General features: G+C 71.3%; 12 protein-coding genes, 2 pseudogenes and 1 riboswitch. Of the genes and pseudogenes, 6 read left to right on the forward strand and 8 right to left on the reverse strand.

Going from position 1 to position 10,263, the window contains the following annotated elements; genetic code table 11:
- The 5 genes from EAO71_RS06960 to EAO71_RS06980 all read right to left on the reverse strand — a co-directional run.
- The coding region (locus EAO71_RS06960; RefSeq protein WP_147979155.1) for an urease accessory protein UreF at positions 1-722 on the reverse strand (722 nt) is incomplete at its 3' end.
- Positions 722-2,443 (reverse strand): urease subunit alpha, encoded by a 1,722-nt coding sequence (locus EAO71_RS06965; RefSeq protein WP_147976913.1) that lies wholly within the window; start codon positions 2,441-2,443, stop codon positions 722-724. The genes EAO71_RS06960 and EAO71_RS06965, both read right to left, overlap by 1 nt.
- Positions 2,436-2,786: an urease subunit beta gene (locus tag EAO71_RS06970; protein ID WP_147976914.1), complete on the reverse strand. Its 351-nt coding sequence runs from the start codon at positions 2,784-2,786 to the stop codon at positions 2,436-2,438. Before EAO71_RS06970 ends, EAO71_RS06965 begins: the two co-directional genes overlap by 8 nt.
- Before the next feature lie 16 nt (positions 2,787-2,802).
- On the reverse strand, positions 2,803-3,105 hold the full coding sequence (locus EAO71_RS06975; RefSeq protein WP_147976915.1) for an urease subunit gamma: 303 nt from the start codon (positions 3,103-3,105) through the stop codon (positions 2,803-2,805).
- Positions 3,106-3,242: 137 nt separating this feature from the next.
- A complete protein-coding gene (locus EAO71_RS06980) occupies positions 3,243-3,863 on the reverse strand; it encodes a TetR/AcrR family transcriptional regulator (RefSeq protein WP_147976916.1) in 621 nt (206 codons plus the stop codon).
- Positions 3,864-3,969: 106 nt separating this feature from the next.
- Here EAO71_RS06980 and EAO71_RS06985 point away from each other — a divergent pair, with 106 nt between their 5' ends.
- Positions 3,970-4,959: an ABC transporter permease gene (locus tag EAO71_RS06985; RefSeq protein WP_147976917.1), complete on the forward strand. Its 990-nt coding sequence runs from the start codon at positions 3,970-3,972 to the stop codon at positions 4,957-4,959.
- Between the two features lie 108 nt (positions 4,960-5,067).
- On the opposite strand, the gene EAO71_RS06990 is transcribed toward EAO71_RS06985, so the two are convergent.
- Positions 5,068-5,355, reverse strand: coding sequence for a type II toxin-antitoxin system Phd/YefM family antitoxin (locus tag EAO71_RS06990; protein ID WP_147976918.1), 288 nt, complete (start codon positions 5,353-5,355; stop codon positions 5,068-5,070).
- Between the two features lie 70 nt (positions 5,356-5,425).
- Here EAO71_RS06990 and EAO71_RS06995 point away from each other — a divergent pair, with 70 nt between their 5' ends.
- The 3 genes from EAO71_RS06995 (at position 5,426) to EAO71_RS07005 (ending at position 7,363) form a co-directional block, all read left to right on the forward strand.
- Positions 5,426-6,058, forward strand: coding sequence for an ATP-dependent Clp protease proteolytic subunit (locus tag EAO71_RS06995; protein ID WP_147976919.1), 633 nt, complete (start codon positions 5,426-5,428; stop codon positions 6,056-6,058).
- A 7-nt stretch (positions 6,059-6,065) separates the two neighbouring features.
- Positions 6,066-6,371 carry a hypothetical protein gene (locus EAO71_RS07000; protein ID WP_147976920.1) on the forward strand — a complete coding sequence of 102 codons (306 nt, stop codon included), beginning with the start codon at positions 6,066-6,068 and terminating at the stop codon, positions 6,369-6,371.
- 394 nt (positions 6,372-6,765) lie between these two features.
- Positions 6,766-6,883: riboswitch (cyclic di-AMP (ydaO/yuaA leader) on the forward strand.
- 3 nt (positions 6,884-6,886) lie between these two features.
- The gene (locus tag EAO71_RS07005) at positions 6,887-7,363 is read left to right on the forward strand and encodes a C40 family peptidase (protein ID WP_147976921.1); all 477 of its coding nucleotides are present in this window, start codon (positions 6,887-6,889) and stop codon (positions 7,361-7,363) included.
- 208 nt (positions 7,364-7,571) lie between these two features.
- On the opposite strand, the gene EAO71_RS07010 is transcribed toward EAO71_RS07005, so the two are convergent.
- The gene (locus EAO71_RS07010) at positions 7,572-8,582 is read right to left on the reverse strand and encodes a quinone oxidoreductase family protein (protein WP_147976922.1); all 1,011 of its coding nucleotides are present in this window, start codon (positions 8,580-8,582) and stop codon (positions 7,572-7,574) included.
- 183 nt (positions 8,583-8,765) lie between these two features.
- On the opposite strand from EAO71_RS07010, the pseudogene EAO71_RS39930 reads away from it, so the two are divergent.
- Positions 8,766-8,882 (forward strand): annotated as a pseudogene (locus EAO71_RS39930) (IS5 family transposase); the annotation flags it as partial.
- Positions 8,883-8,979: 97 nt separating this feature from the next.
- Here the strand turns inward: EAO71_RS39930 and EAO71_RS07020 are convergent.
- On the reverse strand, positions 8,980-9,327 hold the full coding sequence (locus tag EAO71_RS07020; protein ID WP_147976923.1) for a VOC family protein: 348 nt from the start codon (positions 9,325-9,327) through the stop codon (positions 8,980-8,982).
- Positions 9,328-9,461: 134 nt separating this feature from the next.
- Here EAO71_RS07020 and EAO71_RS07025 point away from each other — a divergent pair.
- Positions 9,462-10,026 (forward strand): annotated as a pseudogene (locus EAO71_RS07025) (transposase family protein).
- The last annotated feature ends 237 nt before the right edge of the window (positions 10,027-10,263 follow it).

Consider the following 10,263-nt stretch of genomic DNA (forward strand, 5'->3'; position numbering starts at 1 on the left):
TGTTCGGCGCACTGGGCCGGGCGCCGGCGGCCAACTCCGTCAACTTCGTCTCGCAGGCCGCGATCGAGGACGACCTGCCCGAACGGCTCGGCCTGGAGAAGACGTTCACGGCGATCCGGAGCACGCGGCGGATCACCAAGGCCGACATGCGGGAGAACGACGCCATGCCCCGGGTCGAGGTCGGGGGCGAGGCGGGCGAGGACCGCGGTGGCCTGGAAGGGGTCGAGCCCGAGGAGACGTACGACCGCTGTGGCGGGACCGCTGACCGTCTCGTACGCGACGCAGGAGGCGGCGTCCTCGGGGCCGAGGCCGGCGGCGCGGGCCGCCACGCCGAGGACGATCGGCTGATGGGCGCCGCGCGGGAACGCGGTGGCCAGCGCGTCGAGTTCGGCGCACGGCCAGGCGGCCCGCGCCGCCCGCATCATCTGCCGGCCCAGCCGGCGGGCCGCGGCGCGCAGGGCGGGCGAGGGGGTGCGGGCGTCGGCGGCCGCGTCGAGCTCGGCCGGGTCGAGCCCGAGCGCGGCCGCGGCGGCCAGCGCCGCCGCGGTCAGGCCCGTGGTGTGCAGCCGGCCCCGGCAGAAGGCGGCGAGTCCGGCCGCGTCCGTGATCCGTCCGGCCTTCACGGCGGCCTCGGCCCCGCCGGAGTGGGCGTGCCCGCCGGCGGGGAAGCGTCCGTCGGCGAGCACCAGGAGTGCGGCACGGCCGTTCGTGTGCGCGTCCATCAGAACAGGAAGTACCGCTGGGTCATGGGGAGTTCGGCGGCCGGTGCGGGTTCGACCGGGTCGCCGTCGATGGTCACGGTGAAGGTGTCGGCGTCGACCTCGACCCGGGGCATGGCGTCGTTCTCCCGCATGTCGGCCTTGGTGATCCGCCGCGTGCTCCGGATCGCCGTGAACGTCTTCTCCAGGCCGAGCCGTTCGGGCAGGTCGTCCTCGATCGCGGCCTGCGAGACGAAGTTGACGGAGTTGGCCGCCGGCGCCCGGCCCAGTGCGCCGAACATCGGCCGGGGCAGGATCGGTTGCGGGGTGGGGATGGAGGCGTTGGCGTCGCCCATCTGCGCGTAGGCGATCTGACCGCCCTTGAGCACGACCAGCGGCTTCACTCCGAAGAAGGCCGGCTCCCACAGCACCAGGTCGGCGAGTTTGCCGGTCTCGACCGACCCGATCTCGTGGTCGAGCCCCTGGGCGACCGCCGGGTTGATCGTGTACTTGGCGACGTAGCGGCGGGCCCGGTGGTTGTCGGCGCGGCCGTCTCCGGGCAGGGCGCCGCGATGCCGCTTCATGACGTGCGCGGTCTGCCAGGTCCGCATGATCACTTCGCCGATCCGTCCCATGGCCTGGGAGTCGGAGGAGATGATCGAGATGGCGCCGAGGTCGTGGAGGTGGTCCTCGGCGGCGATGGTGGAGGGCCGGATCCGGGACTCGGCGAAGGCGAGGTCCTCCGGCACGGCCGGGTTGAGATGGTGACAGACCATCAGCATGTCGAGGTGTTCCTCGATGGTGTTGACGGTGTGCGGCCGGGTGGGGTTGGTGGAGCTGGGCAGTATGTGCGCCTCGGAGACGACGGTGATGATGTCCGGCGCGTGCCCGCCGCCCGCACCCTCGGTGTGGTAGGCGTGGATGGTGCGGCCGGCGATGGCGGCGAGCGTGTCGCCGACGAAGCCGGCCTCGTTGAGGGTGTCCGTGTGGATGGCGAGCTGGGCACCGGTCTCGTCGCAGACGCCCAGGCAGGCGTCGATGACGGCGGGCGTCGCCCCCCAGTCCTCGTGGATCTTGAACCCCAGTGCGCCGCCGCGCAGTTGGGAGTGCATGGCGTCCCGGGACATGGTGTTGCCCTTGCCGAGCAGCCCGATGTTCACCGGGGAACCCTCGAGCGCCGCGAACATCCGGGCGAGGTGCCAGGGGCCGGGGGTGATCGTGGTGGCCTTCGTCCCCTCCGCGGGGCCCGTGCCGCCGCCGACCAGGGTGGTGACGCCGGAGGCGAGGGCCTCGTCGACGAGGGTCGGCGAGATGAAGTGGACGTGGGTGTCGACGCCGCCCGCGGTCAGGATCCGGCCGTTCCCGACGACGATCTCGGTCTCCGGACCGATGACCAGGTCGGGGTGGACGCCGTCCATGGTGTCGGGGTTGCCGGCCTTGCCGATACCGGTGATGCGGCCGTCGCGGATGCCGATGTCGGCCTTGACGATCCCCCAGTGGTCGATGACCACGGCGCCGGTGATCACCGTGTCCGGGGCACCCTCGGCCCGGGTGGTCCTGGCCTGGCCCATCGACTCGCGGATGACCTTGCCGCCACCGAAGACGGCTTCGTCGCCGGCCCGGCCGGGGCCGCCGGAGCGGTCCTCCTCGATCTCGACGAGCAGGTCGGTGTCGGCGAGCCGGATCCGGTCGCCGGTGGTCGGGCCGAACAGATCGGCGTAGACGGCACGGTGCAGCTCAGGCACGGTCGGTCTCCTTCGCCTCGGGGGCGGGCGCCGGGGCGTCGAGCGCTCCGGCGGTCTCTCCGCGCAGTCCGGGGACCACCCGGCGGCCCGCGAGGGGGACGAGTTCGACCTCGACCGGGATGCCGGGCTCGAACCGCACGGCGGTGCCGGCGGCGATGTGCAGCCGCAGGCCGCGCGCGGCGGAACGGTCGAAGTCCAGGCCGGGGTTGGCCTCGGCGAAGTGGTAGTGGGAGCCGACCTGGACGGGCCGGTCGGCGGCGTTGAGCACGGTCAGGCGGGTCACGGCGCGCCCCTCGTTGAGGGCGATCGGGCCGTCACCGAAAAGGATCTCTCCGGGAGTCATCGGCGGCGCTCCCCCGTCACACGATCGGGTCATGGACGGTGACGAGCTTGGTCCCGTCCGGGAAGGTGGCCTCGACCTGGACGTCGTGGATCATCTCCGGGATGCCGCTCATGACGTCGTCGCGGGTGAGCACCTTGCGCCCGCTGGCCATGAGTTCCGCGACGGTGCGGCCGTCGCGGGCGCCCTCCAGGATGTGGGAGGTGATCAGGGCGACGGCCTCGGGGTGGTTCAGCCTCACGCCGCGCGCCCTGCGCTTCTCCGCCACGTCCGCCGCCACGTGAATGAGCAGGCGTTCCTGTTCGTGCGGGGTCAGTTGCACTCTTCCACCTCACAGTCGTCCACCGGGGCAGCCCCCGGACAGCAGCGGACCCTACCGATCTTCAACACTCTGTTGAGCTGCGGTGATGGGCCGCCCCGTCGAACTTTGCACGTTAGGGCGGAAGTTTTTCCGGCGCGTTAACTCGGGCTTGGCAGCCGCATGGACATGAGACCGCGCAGCCCGTCCTCCAGGACCTCGACCGCCACGTCGCCGAACAGGGCCTGCTGGGCGATGAACCCCTGCGCGGTGGCGATGAGGGTGCGCGCGACGTGGTCGGCGGGCACGTCGGCCGCCAGCACCCCGCTCTCGCGGTAGGCGACGACGAGGGTCGACCAGGCCTCGCGCATTCCGTCGTACCCCTCGGAGAGGGTCCGGAACAGCTGCTCGTCGCGCAGGGTCTCGGCCCACACCTGGAGGATGAGACGCGCGAACGCCTGCCGGTCGCCGCCCGGGATCCGCTCCTCGAGGAAGAGCCGCAGCACCGTGCCGAGGAGCACGTCGGGGGTGGGCGGCGGAGTGCTGCGGGACGCCTCCTCGAAGGCGGCGCGGATCCCCGCGAACGCCTCTCCGGCGATGGCCCCGATGAGCTCCTCCTTGCCGCGGAAGTAGCGGTAGACCGCGCCGGCCGAGAGGCCCACCTCGGCCAGCACGTCCTGCATCGACGTGGCGTGGAAGCCGTTGCGGGCGAAGCAGCGCGCGGCGCCGTCGAGGATCTGACGGCGGCGGGCGTCGAGGTGTTCCTGGGAGACACGAGCCATGCACGAAATCTAAAACGAACATTCATTCTTGACAAGCGAGCGCGCCGGCGGGACAGTGGGCCGCAGTAAAACGAACGATCCTTCTCTTTGAATCGAGAGGTCCGACATGCCTCCCACCGCCACCCGCAGGACCCTCGCGGTGATGGTGCTGATCCCCGTCGCCGTCGCCCTGGCCCTGTGGGCCTTCGCCTGGCCCGCCGCCCGGACCGCTCCGCGCGACCTGCCGATCGGCGTCGCGGGACCCGCCACCGCCACCGCCCCGCTGGAGCAGCGCCTCACCGCGCACGACGGCGCCTTCGAGATCCACCGCTACGCCTCCGAGTCCGCCGCCCGCGCCGCGATCGAGGACCGCGTCGTATACGGCGCGGTGGTCGTCACGCCACAGGGCGCCGAACTGCTGACCGCCTCGGCCGCGAGCCCGGTCGTCGCCGGACTGCTGCGCGAGGCCGTGACCGCGCAGGCTCCGCCCGGCGCGCCCGTCGAGGTCACCGACGTCGTGCCGACCCCGGCGGGCGACCCCCGGGGCGCCGCGCTCGCCGCGAGCGTGTTCCCGCTCGTCCTGGCGGGCGCCGCCTCCGGCGTGGCCGTGACCGTGTTCGGCCTGCGGCGCTCCCGGGCGGCCCTCGCCCTGGTCGGGGCCGCCGCCCTGGCGGGGATCGCCGGGGCCTCGCTCGCCGACGGCTGGCTCGGGGCACTCACCGGTGACTGGTGGGCCGAGGCGGGAGTCCTGGGGCTGACCGTCCTCGCGATCGGCTCGGCGCTGGCGGGCCTCGCCGCCCTCCTCGGGAAGCCGGGTCTCGGGCTCGGCGCGCTGCTCATGGTGCTGCTCGGCAACCCGTTCTCGGGTGTGGCGAGCGCTCCGGAACTGCTGCCCTCGCCGGTGGGGACGCTCGGCCAGTGGCTCCCGCCGGGCGCCGGCGGCTCGGCGCTGCGCTCGGTCGCCTTCTTCGACGGCGGCGGCGCGGGCGCGCCGCTGCTGGTGCTCGGCCTCTGGACGGTGGCCGGGCTGGCCGCGGTCCTGGCCGGCGGGCGGCGCGTCGCCGCGGCTCGGGTGCCGGAGCCCGCCGCGAGCCCGACCCCGGCGCCGGTGGGCTGACGCCCCTCGCACACGGCCGCGTGCCCCCGCTGTAGCGGACGGGGGTACGCGGCTCTCGCGTGTCCGGGCCGCGGAACCCGCCGCGGGCCGGTCTCTCGTGACGTCCGGTCAGGCTCCGGGCTCGCGGTGGTGGGCGGCGATGCCGAAGCGGCCCTGTTCACCCGGAGCGGACGCGATCGCGCGGACGTGGGAGACGGAAGAGACCACCGGCTCCTCGGCGGCCGCCTGCTCGCGCGCCTCCTCCGCCTCCAGTCGTTCCAGGTCAGCGGCGGAGACGAGCGCCACGAGCGGCTTGCCGTGCCGGGTCACGACGACGCGCTCGTCGCCGTACACCACGCGGTTGATCAGGTCGGCGAGCTCTGCGCGTGCTTGCGTCACCGGAATCTCGTAGGCCATGCTCCTCATCCTACGGCCTGTACGTCCTGTACATTTTTGACAGAGTCATCCGCTCCGGGAGGCGCCCACCATGAACCGACCCGACGCCCGCTACGTGCTGCCCGAGTTCACCGAGCGCACCAGCCACGGCACCCGCACCCTCGACCCGTACTCCAAGCTGCTCGACGAGCGGATCGTCTTCCTGGGCACTCCGATCGACGAGACCTCGGCCAACGACGTCATCGCGCAGCTCCTCCACCTGGAGTACACGGCCCCCGAGCGCGACATCTCGCTCTACATCAACTCCCCCGGCGGCTCCCTCAGCGCGATGTCGGCGATCTACGACACGATGCAGGTCGTCACCTGCGACATCGAGACCACCTGCCTGGGGCAGGCCGCGTCCACCGCCGCCGTCCTGCTCGCCGCGGGCGCCCCCGGAAAGCGGATGGCGCTGCCCGGTGCGCGGGTGGTGCTGCGGCAGCCGGCGACGGACGAGCCGATCCAGGGGCAGCCGAGCGATCTCGACATCCAGGCCCGGGAACTGCTGCGCCTGCGCGCGATGGTGGCCGGCATGCTGGCCACGCACACCGGCCGGAGCCGCGAGCGGATCGACGCCGACATCGACCGGACGACCATCCTCGACGCCGCGGCGGCGACCGCGTACGGCCTGGTGGACCACGTCGTCCGCAACCGTGCCGCGTCCGGCGGCGCCGGGGGGCGGTGAGCCCGCCGTGGTCCCCGAACTGCCGCCGCTGCCCGCACTGACGCGCGCCGAGGGCGAGCTCGTCGACGCCTACCTCGAGGTCGTGGACCTGCTCGGACGTATCAATCCATCCAGGACAATGCATACTTATGGGGCGTTACGCGCGGCGCAGGCGCTGGTGGGCAGGGCGACGGCCCTGCGCGACGCGCTGACGACGATGCACCTGCGCGGCGAGAGCGAGGTGCACACCGAGACGTTGACCCGCGCGCTCCGCGTCCTGGACGGGGAGCGGCGGTCCGGACGGGTCACCGTGCCGGAGCCGCCGTCGAGTTGACATACGGGCGTGTCGTGTCGAGGTCCGGTCGGCCCAGTGCGACCGCAGAAATCCTCCCCCGTACGGCGTAGTCGACGAATCGACATGTGACTGGGGCGAGTTGCGCGAGAGGTGCACACATCTGGCGGAATTGGAGGTTCCGTCGCTGGTACGGGGCCTGCTGACCACCCTTCGGAAGATCACGAAACCTGCTTGTCCACCCGAATGGATCAGTCGTGAGGAGCCTCACATATCGCCGTTTCAGCTCGGTTTTCGACCGGTTCGTGGGTCAAGATCCCTGACGACGACAAGCCCCCGCCACCGCGGCGGGGCGGTCCGGGCGGACGCCGAGTCCTGCCGCCGTCCCGGATGTCTGGTCGACAGGAGTGGATCGGCAGGAGTGGAGGACCCGAGCAGTACGGAACGGCCGGCCAGTGGGGCCGTTCCTTGGGGTGAAGCCGCAGCCGCGGCCGGGCAACTTCGCCAGTCCGAACCCGACAGGTCATCCTTCACAGGCGGCTGACGAAGGGTTGCGCATGACTGCGCAGATTCATGTCCCGTCCCTGCTGTCCCGGGCCGGAGCCGTCTCGGCTCTCACCCTCGCCGCCGTCGGCGGCACGCTGCTGGCACCAGGTGCCGCACCGGAGGCCCAGGCCGCCACGACGTACGCCGGCAAGGCGCTGAACGTCGCGGCGTCGAAGAAGGGATCGCCGTACAGGTACGGAGCGAGCGGGCCCACCAGGTTCGACTGCTCGGGGCTCACGCTCTACTCGTACAGGAAGGCGGGCAAGTCACTGCCCCGCACCGCGCAGCAGCAGTACAACAAGACCCGGCACATCGCCGCCTCCGGCAGGCAGAAGGGCGACCTGGTCTTCTTCCACTCCGGGGGGAGGGTGTACCACGTGGGGATCTACGCTGGCAGCGGCAAGATCTGGCACTCCCCCAAGACCGGTTCCTGGGTGAAGCTCGACCGGATCTGGTCCTCGAAGGTCTACTACGGCCGGGTCCGCTGACACCCGCGCGGGAGGCCCTCCCACGGCCTCCGACGACGCCCTGACGGCCGCTCAGGACAGCGGGCGGCCGGCCCGGCGGGTCCCACGGCGGGGACCCGCCTCCTGACGAACGGCGCGACGGCCGACGGGCCGGAGGGTGCGGCGGCGCCGCCGCACCCTCGCAGCACGCCCTACCCGTCTCCAGGATCCCCGACCTCGTCACCCGCGATCAGCTCTGCGTCTCCTCGCGGCGTCCAGGAGCGGCCGCATCGGGTACGACGAGCAGCTTGCCGGTGGTACGCCGAGCCTCCAGATCGCTGTGGGCCTGGGCGGCCTCGGACAATGCGTAGCGGCCCGTTACGGTGACCTCGAGCGCCTTGGAGCGCACCCACTCGAACACATCGGCGGCCCGTCGGAGCAGTTCGGACCGATCGGCGATGAAGTGCCCGAGGCTGGGCCGGATCAGGGTCAGCGAACCGCCGTGGGCGAGCCGAATCGGATCAAACGGAGGCACGGCACCACTTGCCGCGCCGAAGAGCACGAGATGGCCGCGGGTTCGCAGGCTGGCGAGGCTCGCATCGAAGGTGTGCGCGCCGACGCCGTCGTAGACGACCGGCAGTCCCTGACCGCCGTTGAGCCGCCTCACCTCGGCTGCGAGATCGTCGACCGCGGAGGAAAGGATCACCTCAGCGGCCCCGGCACGCTTCGCCAGCTCGGCCTTCGCCGTGGTCGACGTCGTGCCGATCACCCTGCCGCCGAGATGGGTGATGAGCTGGGTCAAGAGCAGCCCCATGCCACCAGCGGCCGCATGCACGAGCACCGTGTCGCCCCCCTGAACCGGGTAGGCGTCCTTGACGAGATAGTGCGCGGTCATGCCTTGGAGGAGCACGGCGGCGGCTGTCTCGAAGTCGATGTCGTCGGGCAGCGGCACCAGCCGGGAGGAGTCCACGACGGCCCGCTCGGCATACGTGCCGGGAATCTCCACCCAACCGACCCGGTCCCCGACTGCGACGTCTGCGACGCCGGGTCCCACTTCGACGACCGTGCCGGCGCCCTCAGCGCCCGGGGTGAAGGGCAGCGGGAGGCTGTACCGGCCTTCGCGGTGGTAGACGTCGAGGAAGTTGACCCCGGATGCGGCGACCTCCACGAGCGCCTCGCCCGGACCCGGCCGCGGCTGGTCCACCTCGGCCTCCTGCAGCACCTCGGGACCGCCCACTTCGTACACCTGAATCGCTCGCATGGCTCTCCAATAGAGGTTTATCCCCCACCAACCCCGTTGATGGCGATCCGATTCCCGGCAAGCAGACCAGCCCGCCGCGAGCTGAGACGCCTGCTTTGCACCCGGGTCCGGGACAGGAGACCGAGGCCGTCAGGGGTGACGCACCCCTGACCGAGACCGGCCGACCACGCCCGCAACCGCAAGAAGCCGGGCTCCCGCGGTGGCCGCCCACCGAAGTTCGACAAGATCGACTACCGGGAGCGGCATGCGGTGGAGTGCGGGATCAACCGGCTCAAGAGACACCGGGCGGTGGCCACCCGCGCTACGGGAAACTCGCCGTCCGCTACGCGGCGACCGTGCTCGTCACGGCCATCAACGGAGGGCTGTGACTCGCATTCCTCTGTAGCCGGGAGGACCGTCAGCGGTGGCCCAGCACGTTGACCACCCGGCCGTCGGGGTCACGGACGAAGAACCGGCGCACCCCCCACTCCTCGTCCTGCAGGGGGTGAACGATCTCCGCGCCGCTCTCCCGCATGGCCCCGTAGGCCGCGTCCACGTCATCCACTTCGACGCTCATATCGGGCGTGACAGGTGCGGTCTTGTCACTGACCATGAGGCTGATCTGCGCTGTCGGACTGGACGGGGACGCGAGCGTCATGATCCAGCCGTGGTTCATGACCTCCTCGAATCCGAGCAGGCCGTAGAACTCCCGGCTCTCCTGCACAGCCTCCGACTGGACATTGGGTACGACACGGCGAACGGCCATCGGTAACTCCAAGGTGACAACAGACCGGCATTGAGGCTCTCCAGGAGTACAACGCCACACCGGCCGCCGCACACACTTTCGATACACGCCCTAAAGGGTGTTGCAGAAGGCTCAGTTCCGGGCATTTCCCTTGCATGGGTGGGGTGTTGCGGGCTGAGCCGGTGTGGGTGGAGACGTTCACGGGCTTGCGGATCGACCGGTTCGCGAAGCTGGTGAAAGTGGTGAAGGAGCGGGGCGGGAACGGTCCCGGTGGTGGCCGTCCGTGGTGCCTGCCGCTGCCGGACCGGGTGCTGCTGGTGGCCGTGTACTACCGCACCAACCTGACAATGCGGCAGCTCGCTCCGCTCTTCGGCATCTCTCCGGCCACCGTCTGCCGGGTCATTCACCGCCAAGGCCGACGCCCACGTCTGGCGGGAGTCGGCCCTGCCGGCCACCGCGGCCGGCACGACGGTGATCGCCGACGGCGCCTACCTCGGCACCGGCCTGATCGTCCCGCACCGCAAGAGAGCCGGACGACCCCTCCTGCGCGGGCAGGAAGAAGACAACTCCGAACACCGACGCGTCCGCGCCCGCGTCGAGCACACCTTCGCCCGGATGAAGAACTGGAAGATCCTCCGCGACTGCCGCCAGAAAGGAGACGGCCTCCACCACGCCGTCCAGGCCGTAGCCACCATGCACAACCTCGCCATGACACGGTAAAACAGCAGACCAGAAGCCACTTTGGCCTGCCAAAGCCCGACCTTCTGCAACACCCTTTAGGGGGTGTTGCGAAAGTAGCGCCGTCCGCCCGGAGGGCGGGCCCCGCGGCGTCTGGTGCGTGCGATCGCAAGGCGGAGGGTCGCCCTCGTACTGGGTGTACTCGGGCGATCCCGACAACGCAGCGAGCGGGCGTGCCAGGCGTCGTGGGGCAGGCGGGACTTTCGCAACACGCCCTAG

It is taken from the genome of Streptomyces sp. MS191 (assembly GCF_008042125.1).
Classification (GTDB): domain Bacteria; phylum Actinomycetota; class Actinomycetes; order Streptomycetales; family Streptomycetaceae; genus Streptomyces.